The sequence below is a fragment of the Polaromonas sp. YR568 genome, assembly GCF_943371715.1.
Classification (GTDB): domain Bacteria; phylum Pseudomonadota; class Gammaproteobacteria; order Burkholderiales; family Burkholderiaceae_C; genus Polaromonas.
The window spans coordinates 24079-39490 of sequence record NZ_CALRVW010000035.1; the positions used below are offsets into that span (position 1 = coordinate 24079).

Annotated in this window: 15 protein-coding genes; all 15 read left to right on the top strand. The window is 66.5% G+C overall.

Annotation, left to right across the window (positions count from 1 at the left end; all coding sequences use genetic code 11):
• Positions 1-68: 68 nt before the first annotated feature.
• Positions 69-1697 (top strand): MFS transporter, encoded by a 1629-nt coding sequence (locus AAG813_RS18335; protein WP_341917370.1) that lies wholly within the window; start codon positions 69-71, stop codon positions 1695-1697.
• A gap of 263 nt (positions 1698-1960) precedes the next feature.
• On the top strand, positions 1961-3667 hold the full coding sequence (gene atzF / locus AAG813_RS18340; protein WP_341917372.1) for an allophanate hydrolase: 1707 nt from the start codon (positions 1961-1963) through the stop codon (positions 3665-3667).
• A 64-nt stretch (positions 3668-3731) separates the two neighbouring features.
• Positions 3732-4739, top strand: a complete 1008-nt coding sequence (locus tag AAG813_RS18345; RefSeq protein WP_341917374.1) for an ABC transporter substrate-binding protein — start codon at positions 3732-3734, stop codon at positions 4737-4739.
• 5 nt (positions 4740-4744) lie between these two features.
• Positions 4745-5593: an ABC transporter permease gene (locus AAG813_RS18350; protein ID WP_341917376.1), complete on the top strand. Its 849-nt coding sequence runs from the start codon at positions 4745-4747 to the stop codon at positions 5591-5593.
• Positions 5594-5595: 2 nt separating this feature from the next.
• The gene (locus AAG813_RS18355; protein WP_341917378.1) at positions 5596-6417 is read left to right on the top strand and encodes an ABC transporter ATP-binding protein; all 822 of its coding nucleotides are present in this window, start codon (positions 5596-5598) and stop codon (positions 6415-6417) included.
• Between the two features lie 14 nt (positions 6418-6431).
• Positions 6432-6653, top strand: a complete 222-nt coding sequence (locus tag AAG813_RS18360) for an AtzG-like protein (RefSeq protein WP_341917380.1) — start codon at positions 6432-6434, stop codon at positions 6651-6653.
• Complete coding sequence (locus tag AAG813_RS18365) at positions 6650-8047, top strand: AtzE family amidohydrolase (RefSeq protein ID WP_341917382.1); 1398 nt, start codon at positions 6650-6652, stop codon at positions 8045-8047. The genes AAG813_RS18360 and AAG813_RS18365 overlap by 4 nt, the downstream gene beginning before the upstream one ends.
• Before the next feature lie 11 nt (positions 8048-8058).
• Positions 8059-8436: an oxalurate catabolism protein HpxZ gene (gene hpxZ / locus AAG813_RS18370; RefSeq protein ID WP_341917383.1), complete on the top strand. Its 378-nt coding sequence runs from the start codon at positions 8059-8061 to the stop codon at positions 8434-8436.
• 55 nt (positions 8437-8491) lie between these two features.
• Complete coding sequence (locus tag AAG813_RS18375; RefSeq protein WP_341917385.1) at positions 8492-9610, top strand: BMP family ABC transporter substrate-binding protein; 1119 nt, start codon at positions 8492-8494, stop codon at positions 9608-9610.
• Between the two features lie 94 nt (positions 9611-9704).
• Complete coding sequence (locus AAG813_RS18380; protein ID WP_341917386.1) at positions 9705-10796, top strand: ABC transporter permease; 1092 nt, start codon at positions 9705-9707, stop codon at positions 10794-10796.
• Positions 10793-11713 (top strand): ABC transporter permease, encoded by a 921-nt coding sequence (locus AAG813_RS18385; RefSeq protein ID WP_341917387.1) that lies wholly within the window; start codon positions 10793-10795, stop codon positions 11711-11713. Before AAG813_RS18380 ends, AAG813_RS18385 begins: the two co-directional genes overlap by 4 nt.
• A gap of 19 nt (positions 11714-11732) precedes the next feature.
• Positions 11733-12719, top strand: a complete 987-nt coding sequence (locus AAG813_RS18390) for a formamidase (RefSeq protein WP_341917389.1) — start codon at positions 11733-11735, stop codon at positions 12717-12719.
• A gap of 16 nt (positions 12720-12735) precedes the next feature.
• Positions 12736-13431 carry an isochorismatase family cysteine hydrolase gene (locus AAG813_RS18395; protein WP_341917396.1) on the top strand — a complete coding sequence of 232 codons (696 nt, stop codon included), beginning with the start codon at positions 12736-12738 and terminating at the stop codon, positions 13429-13431.
• The gene (locus AAG813_RS18400) at positions 13428-15056 is read left to right on the top strand and encodes an ABC transporter ATP-binding protein (RefSeq protein WP_341917391.1); all 1629 of its coding nucleotides are present in this window, start codon (positions 13428-13430) and stop codon (positions 15054-15056) included. Before AAG813_RS18395 ends, AAG813_RS18400 begins: the two co-directional genes overlap by 4 nt.
• A partial coding sequence (locus AAG813_RS18405; protein WP_341917392.1) for a hypothetical protein occupies positions 15053-15412 on the top strand: 360 nt, incomplete at its 3' end. The genes AAG813_RS18400 and AAG813_RS18405, both read left to right, overlap by 4 nt.

A 15412-nucleotide genomic window follows, 5' to 3' on the forward strand; every position in this document is an offset into this window, starting at 1 on the left:
TTCCTGATGAGCGGAACCGGATTCGTTGCCGGCCATTGAAGCCAGACCTGTCCCAGCACCCCGCCCCCATGCCCCATCCCCTCCCGCCGGACCTGCCCGGCGCACCAGCGCCTGGCCGTCACGACCCGGCCTCGCTGTCGGCCTGGGCGCCCCTGAGCTCGCCGGTATTCCGCATGTTGTGGGGCACCTGGATGGCCGCCAACATCTGCATGTGGATGAACGACGTGGCCGCCGCCTGGCTGATGACTTCGCTGACCACCTCGCCGATCTGGGTGGCGCTGGTGCAGTCCGCCTCGACGCTGCCGGTCTTCCTGCTGGGCCTGCCCAGCGGCGCGCTCGCCGACATCCTGGACCGGCGCCGCTACTTCATCATCACGCAGTTCTGGGTGGCCGCCGTGGCCCTGGTGCTGTGCCTGACGATTGTTCTGGGCGCCATGACCGCGCCGCTGCTGCTGGCGCTGACCTTTGCCAACGGCGTCGGGCTGGCCATGCGCTGGCCGGTGTTTTCGGCGATTGTTCCGGAGCTGGTGCCGCGCGCGCAGTTGCCGGCGGCCCTGGCGCTCAACGGCATCGCCATGAATGCCTCGCGCATCATCGGCCCGCTGGTGGCCGGGGCGCTGATTGCCGGTGCCGGCAGCGAGTACGTTTTCATCCTCAACGCCGTGCTCTCGCTGGTGTCCGGTTTTGTGATCATGCGCTGGCGCCGCGAGCATGTGCCCAGCCCGCTGGGCCGCGAGCGCCTGATCAGCGCGATGCGTGTCGGCGTGCAGTTCGTGCGCCAGTCGGCGCGCCTGCGCGCGGTGCTGCTGCGGGTGGCGCTGTTCTTCTTTCACTCCACCGCCTTGCTGGCGCTGCTGCCGCTGGTGGCCCGTGGCCTGCACGGCGGCGGTGCCGGCACCTTCACGCTGCTACTGGCCTCCATGGGTTCGGGCGCGATTTTTGTGGTGGCCTTTCTGCTGCCGCGGCTGCGCCGCACCCTGTCTCGCGATGCCATGGTGCTGGGCGGCATGGGGCTGCAGTCGGCCGCCACGGCCATCATCGCCTTTGCGCCGAATGCCTACGTCGCCGCACCGGCGATGTTTCTGGCCGGTGCGGCGTGGATCACCACCGCCAACACCCTGAGCGTGTCGGCGCAGCTGGCCCTGCCCGACTGGGTGCGTGCGCGCGGCATGTCGATTTTCCAGATGGCGATCATGGGCGCCAGTGCCCTGGGTGCGGCGGTTTGGGGCCAGATTGCGACCGTCACCAGTGTCCCGACCAGCATGCTGATCGCCGCATCGACAGCGGTGGTGGCCATGGGTGCCACACAGCTGCTGCTGCGCGACCGCAGCATCGAGGAGGACCTGACGCCGTCGCGGGAGTTCAAGGTGCCCAGCGCGGAAGCGCCCCCCCTGACCGGCCAGGTGCGCACCCTGATCGAATACCGCATCGATCCGGCCCGGGCCCCCGAATTTCGCACGCTGATGCAGGAAAGCCGCCGCAGCCGGCTGCGCCAGGGCGCGCTGGCCTGGGAGCTGCTGCGCGACATTTCGGACCCGGGGCGTTACGTCGAGCAGATCACCGACGAATCCTGGACCGAACACCTGCGCCGCTTTGACCGCGTGACGGCGGGCGACGTGGCCTTGCGCGACCGCAAGCTGGCCTTCCACGTGGGCGAGACGCCGCCGCTGGTGACGCGGCTGGTGCTGGAAAGCTGATACGGCTTTCTTGCCACGCTGCGCCAGCATGGCCCGGCGATAAAGATAAAAAAAGGCCTCCAGTCCTTGCTGGACAAGCGCTGACAGCTATTGATTAAATAGCAAATCCATTCCCATGCGGTCGGGCAGTCCGCGGCCCGGAGCGGCCACCAGTCCTTGGCACACCTCTTGCATCTCATCTTGTACACAAGTATGGATGCTTTAAATTGGTGCAAGTTTCTTTCACTCCTGATCTGACCGGCCGGCCGGCGGCGCCGCACAACATGCCTGCGGTTGCAGGCGGCACCGTGCTGGCGCCGCAGGCCTGGATCTGTCGCGCCACGCCGCAGGCTGCCGGCAGTGCGCAAGCTGCTTCGGCCGGGCCGCTGGCGGGGTTGACCTTTGCGGTCAAGGACAACATCGATGCCGCAAGCTTGCCCACCACCGCGGGCTGCCCGGCTTTTGCCTACACGCCGACGGCCAGTGCCTTTGTTGTGCAGAAACTGCTCGATGCTGGTGCGCAGCTGGCCGGCAAGACCAACCTCGACCAGTTCGCCTGCGGTCTGAATGGCACGCGTTCTCCTTTTGGAGCCGTGCCCAATGCGTTCAACCCCGCTTATGTCTCCGGCGGCTCCAGTTCCGGTTCGGCCTATGTGGTGGCAACGGGCCAGGTTGATTTTTCACTGGGTACCGACACGGCCGGCTCGGGACGGGTGCCGGCGGGGCTCAACAACATCGTCGGCCTCAAGCCTTCACGCGGGCTGATCAGCGCGCGCGGTGTGGTGCCGGCCGCGCAGAGTGTGGACTGTGTGTCCATCTTTGCGCGCACGGTGGCCACGGCGGTCCAGGTACTGGAACACGCGATGGCGCATGACGCGCTCGATCCGTATTCGCGCCGGCTGGCGCTGACCAGCGAACCGTTTGCGCCGGCCTTTCGCTTCGGCGTGCCGGCGACGCTGGAGTTTTACGGGGACCGTGCCGCCGAAGCGGCCTTCTCGGAGGCGGTGGTGCGGCTGCAGGCTCTGGGCGGTACGCCCGTGGCCATCGACTTTGCGCCGCTGGCGCAGGTCGCGGCCCTGCTCTACGAAAGCGCGCTGGTGGCCGAACGCTACACCGCCATCCGCAGCTTTTTCGACGCCCATGAAGCCGAGGTGGTCGAGCCAGTGCGCAGCATCATTGCCGCCGGTCGAAAGTACAGCGCGGCGGACCTGTACGAAGTGCAGACCGAATTGAAGCGGCTGGGCCAGCAGGCCGACGCGATGTGGGGCAGCATCGACGTGCTGGTGGTGCCGACCGCGCCGACGCATTACACGATTGCGCAGATGCAGCGCGACCCGGTGGTGCTCAACCGCCGGCTGGGCGCCTACACCAACTTCGTGAACCTGCTCGACTACGCCGCGCTGTCCGTGCCCAGTGCCGTGCGCGCCGACGGGCTGCCGTTTGGCATCACGCTGATCGGGGCTTGCGGCAGCGACTGGCAGCTGGCCGACCTCGGCCAGCGCTACCACCACAGCACCGGCCTGACCCAGGGCGCGACCGGCTTGCCCCTGCCTGCCATGCGCGCGATCGCCGGCCTGCGCAAGCCGGCAACCGTACGGGTGGCGGTCGTGGGCGCCCATCTGTCGGGCATGCCCCTGAACACCCAGCTGACCGAGCGCGGCGCCGTGCTGGCCGGCCCCGCTGAAACCGCGCCGGACTACCGTCTTTTCGCCTTGCCGGGCACCACCCCGCCCAAGCCCGGCCTGCTGCGTGTTGGTGCCGGCCAGGGCGCGTGTATCGCGCTCGAAATCTGGGACATGCCGCTTGCGGCCTACGGCTCCTTTGTGGCGCTGATCCCCGCGCCGCTGGGCATAGGCACGCTGGCGCTGCGCGACGGCAGCACGGTGCAGGGTTTTGTCTGCGAGCCCGAAGCGCTGCATGGCGCGCTGGACATTTCGCACCTGGGCGGCTGGCGCGCCTACATGACTTCGCTCAAGACGGCCGCGGCCTGACACCTTCCACGGATTTCCAACCCCTCTCCCTCTATTACTCCCTCTATTACTCCAGGAGCTTTCCATGACCACTGACCGCACCTCCGCCACCTTCACGGCCTCCCGCCGGAAAGTCCTGCAAACCAGCGCGGCCATGCTGGGCGTGCTGGGCATGCCTGCCATCGTGCGTGCCCAAGCCGCACCGAAAATCCGCATCGGCTACTGGCCCATCGCCGCCGGCCTGCCTTTTTACGCGGCCATCGAGCTGGGCTACTTCAAGGAAGCCGGGCTGGACGTGGAAGCGCTCAAGTTCGCCGGCGCGCAGCAGGTGATGGAGGCGGTGCTGTCCGGACGTTCCGACGGCACCGCCAACGGCACCGGCTCGGCCAATATCGCCATCGGCGAGCTGGCCCAGCCCGGCACCTTCAAGATCTTCTGTTCCAACCCGAGCAATGTGAAAAATGTGCTTGACGAAGTCATTGTGCCGGTGGCCAGTCCCGCCAAGGTGATGGCTGACCTCAAGGGCAAACGTATCGGTTCCGGCCCCGGCATCCAGAACGTGACATTGGCCAAGACCGTGCTGGAGCGCGGTGGCGCCGTGGGGGCCACCGTGGTCGAGCTGCCGATCGGCCAGCATGTGGCTGCATTGGCTGCCGGCCAGATCGACGGCGCCTACACGCTGGAGCCCACCGGCACCATCGGCCGCATGAACGGCACCACGCGTGTGCTCGAGGCCGGCGTGATCTCCCGCTACGTGCTCGGTGACAACATGGCGCCGTGGTTTGGCGGCTCGGCCTCGCTGTCGTCCGAGTTCATCAAGAAAAATCCCGATGCTGCGAAGAAGTTTGTGGCCGCCTACGGCAAGGGTGTGGCTTACGTGCGCAGCAAGTCGGTCGAGGCACGCCAGTACCTCAAGGGCTACACCCCGATCGAAGGCGCGCTGACCGGCGAGGTGCCGCTGGCCGCCTACATGATGTACAACGAGTTCAAGCCGGCCGACGTCGCGCACTTCCAGAAGTTCTTCGACCTGTTCTCCGAAAAAGGCATCTTCAGTTCGCGCCTTTTGGTGGACTCGATGCTCTACAAGGGTTGAACGTGATGCAGGGCACCTCCTCCGTGACGGCGGCGCCGGTGGCGTCTGCCAGGCCCTGGGCGCCGCCGGCCAGCGCGCCGACGGCCGTTGTGCAGCGCACCCCGGTGCTGGAGAGGGCGCTGCCCTTCATCGGCCCGGCGGTGCTGTTTATCGTGTGGGACCTGGTGGTGCGTCTGGGCTTCATCAAGGCCATCCTGTTGCCGCCGCCGCTCGATGCGCTGGGCGCGCTGGTCAACGGCCTGGCCGGCGGCCCGCTGCTCAAGGACTTTGCGGTCACCGTGTGGCGCACGGTGCAGGCCTTCCTGATCGCCGCCGCCGTCGGCATGCCGCTGGGCGTGCTGCTCGGCAGCAACGAGAAGGCCTACCGCAGCGTCGAGTTCCTGATCGACTTCTTCCGCTCCACACCTTCGTCGGCGCTGATTCCGTTGTTCCTCATGATCTTCGGCGTGTCGGACATCAACAAGGTGGCGATCGCGGCTTTCGGTGCGCTGCTGATCGTGGTGTTCAACAGCGCCTACGGCGTGATCAACGCGCGCAAGCAGCGCGTGATGGCGGCCAGGGTCATGGGTGCGTCGCGCTGGCAGGTGTTCAAGGACGTGCTGATCTGGGAGAGCCTGCAGCCGAGTTTTGTCGGCCTGCGTTCGGCCGTGTCCATGGCACTGGTCATCGTGATCGTGGCCGAGATGTTCATCGGCGCCGATAGCGGGCTGGGCAACCGCATCATCAACTCGCAGCAGGTCATGAACGTGAAGGACATGTACGCGTCCATCCTGGCCGCTGGTGCGCTCGGGTATGCGCTCAACATCTTTTTCCTGGTGCTTGAGCGCCGTATTGTTCACTGGAGTGGAAGGTAGCCATGTCTGCAGTTCTCAACGCCCCGGTGTTTGCCGATGTCCCGGTGCCGGCCTTTCAGCCGGGCCCGGCCGGCACCCACATCACGATTCGCGGCCTGACCAAGTATTTCGCCGGCTGGCCGCTGTACGAGGACTTCAATCTCGACATCCCGAAGCACAAGATCGTGTCGGTGTTCGGGCCCAACGGCTGCGGCAAGTCCACGCTGATCAACATGATCGCCGGGCTGGTGCCCATCGACGCCGGCGAGATCCTGTTCGACGGCAAGTCGCTCAAGGACACCAAGATCGGCTACGTGTTCCAGAACTACCGCGAAGCGATGTTCCCGTGGATGCGCACCATCGACAATATCGCCTATCCGCTCAAGCTCGAAGGCCGGTCCAAGGCCGAGGTGGACCGGCGCATGGCCGAACTGGTCGCGTCCTTCGACGTGAAGTTCGATCTCAAGCGTTACCCCTACGAACTCTCGGGCGGCCAGCAGCAGACCGCTTCCATCATGCGGGCCCTGGCGAACAACCCCGAGGTGCTGTTTCTCGACGAGCCGTTTTCAGCGCTCGATTTTGAAATGACGCTGTTCATCCGCGAGAAGCTGCAGGAAGTGTTCATGCAGACCGGCACCACCATGCTGCTGGTGTCGCACGACCTCGAAGAGGCCGTCTACCTGGCCGACCAGGTGCTGCTGCTGACCAAGCGGCCCACCCGTGTGGCCGAGATCCTGTCGTATGGCGATGCGCGGCCGCGCACCGTGGAAACACTGTCCGAGGCCAGCTTCATCGGCACCAAGAAGCGCAGCCTGGAAATCTTCCAGCGTGAAGTACGGCGTTGAACGGCGTGTCAACCATGAACGACACCCGCATGCTCGCTTACGTTGAAACCACGGCCGCGTTGCTGCGGCTGCCGCTGGATGCGGCGCGTACCCAGCGCGTTGCGCTGAACCTGCAGCGCACGGCCGTGATGGCGGCGTTGCTAGAGGCTGCGCCCCTCGCCGCCCACGACGAACCCGCGGAAATATACAGGCCGGCAGCCTTTCCGCCCAATGACGACGGGTGCGACCAGCTATGAAAAATATAGCGAATAACGCCGCGGTCATGGCGGCAGCGGTTGCCGCCGGCGACGTCAGCGCACGCGAGTTGCTGGACGCCAGCCTGGCGCGCATTGCCGCGACCGACGGCCGGGTCAACGCCTTCACCGGGCAGACGCTGGCGCGTGCGCGCGCCGAAGCCGATGCCGTGGATGCGCAGCGGGCGGCGTCGCAGCCGCTCGGCCCGCTGGCCGGCGTGCCCTATGCCGTGAAAAACCTGTTCGACATTGAAGGAGTGGTCACCCTGGCCGGCTCCAAGGTCAACCGCGCTGATGCGCCGGCCAGTGCCGACGCTTTTCTGGTGCAGCAGATGAAGGCGGCCGGCGCGGTGCTGGTGGGTGGTCTCAACATGGACGAATACGCCTACGGCTTCACCACCGAAAACAGCCATTACGGTCCCTGCCACAACCCGCACGACCTCACGCGGATTGCCGGCGGTTCGTCGGGCGGCTCCGGCGCCGCAGTCGCTGCCGGCCAGGTGCCGGTGTCGCTCGGGTCGGACACCAACGGTTCCATCCGCGTGCCGGCCTCGATGTGCGGCGTCTGGGGCCTCAAGCCCACCTTCGGCCGGCTCTCGCGCCACGGCAGCTACCCGTTTGTGCACAGCATCGACCACCTCGGGCCGCTGGCCGACAGTGTGGCCGGCCTGGCGCTGGTCTACGACGCCCTGCAAGGCCCCGATGCCCTGGACCCGGGCTGCCAGGCCCTGCGCGTGCAGCCGGTCATGCCCCTGATCGGCCGGGGTGTCGAAGGCCTGCGGATCGGCGTGCTGGACGGCTACTTCCACGACAACGCCACGCCGGCCGCACGCGAAGTGGTGGCGCTGGCCGCCGGCACCCTGGGCGCGCAGGCCGCGGTGACCTGGCCGGACGCGGCCCTCGCACGCGCCGCGGCTTTCATCATCACCGCCAGCGAAGGCGGCAGCCTGCATCTGAATGACCTGCGCACCCGCGCCGATGACTTCGAGCCGCTGTCGGTGGACCGCTTCATCGCCGGCGCGCTGCAGCCGGTGGATTGGTATTTGCGTGCCCAGCGTTTTCGCCGGGTCTACCGCGACAAGGTCAACGCCCTGTTTCGCGACTGGGACGTGCTGCTCACGGCGGCCACGCCAGTCAGCGCGCCTGTCATCGGCACCGAGTGGCTGGACATCAACGGCACGCAACAGCCCGCGCGCGCTTCCATGGGGCTGCTGACCCAGCCCATCTCGTTTGCCGGCTGTCCGGTCGTGACGGCGCCGCTGTGGCCGGCCGGCACCGGCGGCTTGCCGGTCGGGGTGCAGCTGATTGCCGCGCCGTGGCGCGAAGACCTGGCTTTCCGCGCCGCCCAGGCCCTCAGCGAGGCGGGTGTGGCGCAGGTACGGCCGGTTCAACTCTAGAAAAAACCAACATGCTCGCCATCAACCTGCCCGATGTCCTGGCCGAAGTCACGGCCCAGTTCCAGCGTTACGAAAAGGCCCTGACCGGCAACGACGTGGCGGTGCTCGACGAGCTGTTCTGGAACAGCCCGCACACCCTGCGTTACGGCGCGACCGAAAACCTCTATGGCTACGACGCGATCCGTGCCTTCCGCGCCGGACGCCCCGCGCAGGGGTTGGAGCGCACGCTGCTCAAGACCGTCATCACCACCTACGGCCAGGACATGGCGACCGCCAATGTCGAGTTCCAGCGCACCGGCAGCGCCAGGGCCGGCCGGCAGAGCCAGACCTGGCTGCGCACGCCCGAGGGCTGGCGTGTGGTGTCGGCCCATGTGAGCCTGCTTGCATGAATCCTGCTTCCCGTTTTCCGCAGTACTTCTTTAACTTGACCCAAGGAGAAACCTCATGACCACCAGACAATTCAGCCGCCGCGATTCCCTCAAGTCCCTGGCCGCGCTTGGCGCTGCCGGCACGCTGGGCGCTTTCAGCGACCTGGCCTTTGCGCAAAAACCCATCACCGTCGGCGTGATCTATGTCGGCCCGCGTGACGACTACGGCTACAACCAGGCTCAGGCCCAGGCGGCTGCCGAGCTCAAGAAGATGCCCGGCGTGAAGGTGGTCGAGGAAGAAAACGTGCCGGAGACGGCCGCTGTCCAGAAAACCATGACCGGCATGGTGGCCCAGGACGGCGCCACGCTGGTCTTTCCCACCTCCTTCGGTTATTTTGATCCGCATGTGCTGGCCGTGGCCCCCAAGTTTCCGGACGTGCGTTTTGCGCACTGCGGCGGTCTCTGGACCGAGGGCAAACACCCCAAGAATGCGGCCAGCTACTTCGGCTACATCGAGGAATGCCAGTACCTCAACGGCGTGATCGCCGGCCACATGACCAAGAGCAACAAGATCGGTTTTGTCGCTGCCAAGCCGATTCCCCAGGTGCTGCGCAACATCAATGCCTTCACCATGGGTGCGCGCTCGGTCAAGCCCGGCATCACCTGCAACGTGATTTTCACCGGCGACTGGTCCATGGCCGTCAAGGAGGCCGAGGCCACCAACAGCCTGGCCGACCAGGGCTGCGATGTGTTCACCATGCATGTGGACGGTCCCAAGGTGGTGGTTGAAACGGCCGCCAAGCGCGGCAAGATGGTGTGCGGCTACCACGCCAGCCAGGCCAAGCTGGCGCCCAACGCCTACCTGACGGGCGCCGAGTGGAACTGGCTGACCGCCTACACCACCTTCCTGGACGCTGCGCGCACCGGCAAGCCGCACCCCAACTTCATCCGCGGCGGCCTGAAAGACGGCTACGTCAAGATGTCGGCCTACGGCCCCATGGTGCCGGACGCTGCGAAAAAGAGCGCCGACAGCATCAAGGCCAGCATGGTGGCCGGCAAGTTCGACATCTTCAAGGGCCCCCTCAAGGACAACAAGGGCGCGACCATCATCCCGGCCGGCAAGGTGCACAAGCAGACCGACCTGGAACTCGAGAAGATGAATTACCTGGTGGAAGGGGTGATCGGCTCGGTCTGAAGCGGCTGTCATTGCGGGCTTGACCCGCAATCCATGTTGGCGCGCCAGCGTGGATGCCGGATCAAGTCCGGCATGACAAGAGCACTGCATTCCCATGCGCAACTCCCTCTCCAACGTCCTGCTGCCCACGGCCGCCATTGCCGCGGCGCTGCTGCTGTTCGGCGTGTTCGTCGCTCTGGCGGGTGTCAATCCGCTGGACGTCTGGCTGCTGCTGTTCAAAGGGGCCTTCGGCGACTGGTACTCCTGGCAGAACACGCTGCAGCGCGCCGCGCCCCTGATGCTCACCGCCCTATGTGTGGCGGTGCCGGCGCGTGCCGGCCTGGTCATCATCGGCGGCGAGGGTGCCATGGTGCTGGGCGGGCTCGGCTGCGCGGCGCTGGCCGCCGCCATGCCGCTGCCGACCGGTGTCGTGGGAACGGCGCTGGTGTGCCTGGCTGGTGCCCTGGCCGGCGCGTTGTGGATCATGCTGGCCGGCGCGCTGCGCCAGTACCGCGGCATCAATGAAACCATCAGCAGCCTGCTGCTGGCCTATGTGGCGATCGGCCTGTTCAAGCACCTGGTCGAAGGGCCGTTGCGCGACCCGGCCAGCCTGAACAAGCCGTCCACGCCGTCGCTGGCCGAGGGGCTGCGCATCACCGGCATCGCCGGCTCCGACGTGCACTGGGGGCTCGTGATCGGCGTGGCCGCCTGCCTGGCGGCCGGCCTGTGGTTGCGCATGACACCTTCGGGCTTTGCGGTGCGCGTGGTCGGCGGCAACCCGCGCGCGGCGCAACTGGTCGGCCTGCCGGCCTCCCGGCTGATCCTGCTGGCCTGCGCACTCGGTGGTGCCTGCGCCGGGCTGGCCGGCGCCGTCGAGGTCGCAGCCGTGCACACCAATGCCAACGCCTCGCTGATCGCAGGTTACGGCTACGCAGGCATCCTGGTGGCATTCATCGCGCGCCAGCATCCGGTAGCCATCATCCCGGTGGCCATTCTGTTCGGTGGCTTCGGCGCCGCGGGCAGCCTGCTTCAGCGGCGCCTGGGCCTGCCCGATGCCTCGGTGCTGGTGCTGCAGGGCATCGCCTTTGTGCTGATCCTGGCCAGCGAGGCCCTGCGTGATGTGGACTGGAAAGCCTTCTTCGCCCGCATCAACCGCTTCGGTCCGTCCGAGCCGAGTCCGATCCTCTTGCCACAGGACAAGCCATGAGCGCCGACCAGCTGCTGATCTTCTTTGCCGGCATCGTCGGCGGCGCACTGCGTGTCGGCGCGCCTTTCCTGTTTGTCAGCCTCGGTGAATGCATCACCGAAAAATCCGGACGCATCAACCTGGGCCTGGAAGGCGTGCTGGTGCTGTCGGCGATGTCGGCCTTCGGCGCCTCCTGGCTCAGCGGGTCGCCGTGGATCGGCGTGTTGGCAGCCGCAGCCACCGGCGCGCTGCTGGCCACCCTGCACGGCGTGTTGTGTTCGCTGCCGCGCGTCAACGATATCGCCACCGGCATTGCGCTGATGCTGCTGGGCATGGGCTTGGCGTTTTACCTGGGCAAGCCGCTGATCCAGCCGCAGGCGCCGCAACTGCCGGCCATCGCGCTGGGGAACTGGAGCGATTCGGGCGCCGTGCGTTCGGCCTTGCAGGTCAACGCGCTGGTACCCATCGGCATCGCGCTGGCCGTGGCGCTGTGGTGGGCTTTCGCCAACACCCGCGCCGGCCTGCTGGTGCGCATGGCGGGTGACTCGGCCAACGCCACGCGCGCCCTCGGCTATTCGGTGTCGGCCATCCGTATTGCGGCCACCGCAGCCGGCGGCATGGTCGCCGGTCTGGGCGGCGCCTGCCTCACACTGTTTTACCCGGGTAGCTGGAACGAGGGCGTCTCCAGCGGCCAGGGTCTGATCGCGGTGGCGCTGGTGATCTTCGCGCGCTGGAGCCCGATCCGCTGCGTCTACGCGTCCTTGCTGTTCGGCGGCGCCGGCGCCATCGGGCCGGCCTTGCAGTCCATCGGCATCAGCTGGGGCTACCACCTGTTCAACATCGTTCCCTATGCGCTGACGTTGCTGATTCTGGTCATGACCTGCCGCCCCGGCACCACGGTGAGCGGCAGCCCGGGCGAACTCTCCTCCAACCGTTGAACACAAGCAAGGAAACACGATGACAGGCCTCGGCGGACTCAACAAGTCGAAACATGGCGTGGTTTTGGGCCTGGTGCAGCTGCAGCTGCCCGTGGTCGAGACACCGGCGCAGCTCGCTGCGCAGACGCAGCGCATCTGCGCCATGGTGGCCAAGGCCAGGCGCAACCAGTCCACCATGGACCTGGTGGTGTTTCCGGAGTATTCACTGCACGGCCTGTCGATGTCGATCGCGCCCGAACTGATGGTGTCGCTTGACGGCCCCGAGGTCGCCGCCTTCAAGCGCGCCTGTGTGGACAACCGCATCTGGGGATGTTTCTCCATCATGGAGGCCAACCCCGGCGGCAACCCCTACAACAGCGGCCTGATCATCGACGACACCGGTGCGATCAAGCTGTATTACCGCAAGCTGCACCCGTGGGTGCCGGTCGAGCCCTGGGAGCCGGGCAACCTCGGCATTCCCGTCTGCGACGGCCCGAACGGCAGCAAGCTGGCGCTGATCATCTGCCACGACGGCATGTTCCCCGAGATGGCGCGCGAGGCCGCCTACAAGGGCGCCGAAATCATCATCCGTACGGCAGGTTACACCGCCCCGATTCGTCACAGCTGGAAAATCACCAACCAGGCCAACGCCTTCTGCAACCTGGCGGTCACCGCCAACGTCTGCATGTGCGGCAGCGACGGCACCTTCGATTCCATGGGCGAGGGCATGTTCTGCAATTTCGACGGCACGGTGCTGGTCGAAGGCGGTGGGCGACCCGACGAAATCATCACGGCCGAAGTGCGGCCCGACCTGGTGCGCGAAGCGCGCAGCGGCTGGGGTGTGGAAAACAACATCTACCAGCTCTACCACCGCGGCTACGTGGCGGTGAAAGGTGGCGCCCAGGACTGTCCCTACACCTACATGCACGACATGGCGGCCGGCACCTACCAGCTGCCCTGGACGGTGGAGGTGACCGACGGGACCTCCTGCGGCTTCGACGCGCCAACGCGCAGCTACAAGGCCTGAAAAGGAAAACATGGCCATGCCACGCTTCGTCAACGCCGACCCCTACGCCTGGCCCTGGAACGGCGACCTGCAGCCCGGCAACACCGCGCTTGTCGTGATCGACATGCAGATCGATTTCTGCGGCGAAGGCGGTTACGTCGACAAGATGGGTTACGACATCTCGCTGACACGCGCGCCGATAGCGCCGCTCAAGACCCTGATGGCCGCCATGCGCGGCGCGGGTTACCACATCATCCACACGCGCGAGGGCCACCGGCCCGACCTGTCGGACCTGCCGGCCAACAAACGCTGGCGCTCGCGCCAGATCGGCACGAAGGGTGTGGGCATCGGCGACGATGGGCCCTGCGGCCGCATCCTGGTGCGCGGTGAACCGGGCTGGGAAATCATCCCCGAACTCGCGCCGTTGCCCGGCGAGGTGGTGATCGACAAGCCCGGCAAGGGATCGTTCTATGCCACCGATCTCGAGATGGTGCTGCACACGCGCGGCATCCGCAACCTGATCCTCACAGGCATCACCACCGACGTGTGTGTGCACACGACGATGCGCGACGCCAACGACCGCGGCTTCGAATGCCTGCTGCTGTCGGACTGCACCGCCGCCACCGACGCCGGCAACCACGCGGCGGCGCTGAAAATGATCACCATGCAGGGCGGTGTGTTCGGGGCCCATGCGACCTCGGCAGCGGTGCTGGACGCACTGGCCATGCCATGAGCCGCGCAGCAGCAGCGATCGGCAGCCTGCCGCCGGCCACCGGTGCGCTGGCGCTGGACACCTACCGGATGAGCATGCGTTTTGGCGGCTTCACGGCGCTCGACAGCGTCAGCCTGAAGGTGGCGCCGGGCACGGTGCACGCGCTGCTCGGCGAAAACGGCGCCGGCAAAAGCACGCTGGTCAAATGTGTGGCGGGGTATCAACGGCCCTCGGAAGGCAGCATCCTGATTGACGGCCGCGAGCAGGCGATTGACAACCCGGTGGTGGCGCGCGCCCTGGGCATCGGCATGGTCTACCAGCACTTCACGCTGGCACCGGGCATGACGGTGGCGGAGAACCTGCTGCTGGCCGGCGGCCAGTTGCCCGCAGTGATCAACTGGCGCGCCAAGCGCGATGAACTCAAGACCTTTCTCGCGCACACGCCTTTCCGCCTGGACCTGGACGCGCGGCCGTCGGAACTGGCGGCAGGCGAAAAGCAGAAGCTCGAGTTGCTCAAGCAGCTCTACCTCCGGCCGCGCCTGCTGATTCTCGATGAGCCTACCTCGGTGCTGACGCCGCAGGAAGCCGACGAGGTGCTCGGCCATGTGCGCGAGTTCGCGCGCAGCGGGCTGTGCACGGTGCTCATCATCACGCACAAATTCCGCGAAGTGATGGCCTATGCCGACGACGTGACCGTGCTGCGCCGCGGCAAGGCGGTGCACACCACGTCGGTGGCGGCGAGCGACCCGGCGCGGCTCGCGCAGGCCATGGTGGGTGATGCGGCTGCCGCCCGTTCCGAAAGTCTGGATGTGAAAGAAAAAGTGCCTCCAGCCCTTGGTGCGTGGGCGCCAACAGCTATAAATTCTGTAGCGTCCAGCGCTTCGCTGGAAGTCCACGGGCTGCAGGTCATGGGCGACCGCGGCACGCTGGCTGTACGCGACCTGAGCCTGTCGGTGGCTGCCGGAGAGATCCTCGGCATCGCCGGTGTTTCCGGCAACGGCCAGCGTGAACTCGTCGAGGCGCTGGTCGGCCAGCGCGGACGCGCCGCGGGCACCGTGCGGGTCAACGGCCAGCCCTACGCCGCCACGCGCGATGAGAACCATCGCCTCAAGGTGCGCAGCCTGCCCGAAGAGCCGCTGCGCAATGCCTGCGTCGGCGATCTCAGCGTGGCCGAGAACATGGCACTGCGCGACTTCGACCGGCCGCCGCTCTGCGCCGGTGGACGCTTGCGTTTCGGCGCCTGGCGCAGCCGCGCGCGCGAATGGATCAGCGCTTACGGCATCAAGACCCAGGGCGAAAACGCGCCCATCCGAAGCCTGTCGGGCGGCAATGTGCAGCGTGCCGTGCTGGCGCGCGAACTGCATGGCGAGATCAATGTGCTGATCGCCGCCAACCCGGTGTTCGGCCTGGACTTTGCCGCCGTCAAGGAAATTCACACCCGCCTGCGCGGCGTGGCGCAGCAGGGCGGCGCGGTGCTGCTGGTCAGCGAAGACCTGGACGAGCTGCTTGAACTGGCGGATCGCATCGTTGTGATGAGTGAAGGCCGCATCGTTTTTGAAACGACCGCTGTGGATGCCGAGCGGCATGTTCTTGGGGCGCACATGGGTGGGGGGCATCATCAGCCTCTGGCTGAGGTGGCGGTGTGAACTGCTTCCTGGATTTGTTGAACAAGCTGGTCCTTGTTACCGTTCGGGCTGAGCTTGTCGAAGCCTTCTTTGCTTCTGCTGTTGGAGGTTTGCCAGCAAGCCGGGGGTTGCCCGGCGGCAACTCACTTTTCTTTTGCGTCGCCAAAAGAAAAGTAAGCAAAAGAAAAGGCGACCCGATGGTCCGGGTCCCTTCACTTCGCTGCGGGCAACCTGCGGTGCTCGCCGAAAGCGGGGTCGAGCTCGAACTCGCTACGCTCAGACAATCGCTCGCCCTGATCCGCTCTCGGCTGTGCTCCTCGGCCCGGCCCGACGGGTTGGGGAGCGAATACGGGTGCGGGGAGGCGAGGACGCGCTTT

Coding starts and splice junctions, on each gene's coding strand:
- AAG813_RS18335 (WP_341917370.1), top strand. CDS start 69: ATGCCCCATCCCCTCCCGCCGGACCTGCCCGGCGCACCAGCGCCTGGC.
- atzF (WP_341917372.1), top strand. CDS start 1,961: ATGCCTGCGGTTGCAGGCGGCACCGTGCTGGCGCCGCAGGCCTGGATC.
- AAG813_RS18345 (WP_341917374.1), top strand. CDS start 3,732: ATGACCACTGACCGCACCTCCGCCACCTTCACGGCCTCCCGCCGGAAA.
- AAG813_RS18350 (WP_341917376.1), top strand. CDS start 4,745: ATGCAGGGCACCTCCTCCGTGACGGCGGCGCCGGTGGCGTCTGCCAGG.
- AAG813_RS18355 (WP_341917378.1), top strand. CDS start 5,596: ATGTCTGCAGTTCTCAACGCCCCGGTGTTTGCCGATGTCCCGGTGCCG.
- AAG813_RS18360 (WP_341917380.1), top strand. CDS start 6,432: ATGAACGACACCCGCATGCTCGCTTACGTTGAAACCACGGCCGCGTTG.
- AAG813_RS18365 (WP_341917382.1), top strand. CDS start 6,650: ATGAAAAATATAGCGAATAACGCCGCGGTCATGGCGGCAGCGGTTGCC.
- hpxZ (WP_341917383.1), top strand. CDS start 8,059: ATGCTCGCCATCAACCTGCCCGATGTCCTGGCCGAAGTCACGGCCCAG.
- AAG813_RS18375 (WP_341917385.1), top strand. CDS start 8,492: ATGACCACCAGACAATTCAGCCGCCGCGATTCCCTCAAGTCCCTGGCC.
- AAG813_RS18380 (WP_341917386.1), top strand. CDS start 9,705: ATGCGCAACTCCCTCTCCAACGTCCTGCTGCCCACGGCCGCCATTGCC.
- AAG813_RS18385 (WP_341917387.1), top strand. CDS start 10,793: ATGAGCGCCGACCAGCTGCTGATCTTCTTTGCCGGCATCGTCGGCGGC.
- AAG813_RS18390 (WP_341917389.1), top strand. CDS start 11,733: ATGACAGGCCTCGGCGGACTCAACAAGTCGAAACATGGCGTGGTTTTG.
- AAG813_RS18395 (WP_341917396.1), top strand. CDS start 12,736: ATGCCACGCTTCGTCAACGCCGACCCCTACGCCTGGCCCTGGAACGGC.
- AAG813_RS18400 (WP_341917391.1), top strand. CDS start 13,428: ATGAGCCGCGCAGCAGCAGCGATCGGCAGCCTGCCGCCGGCCACCGGT.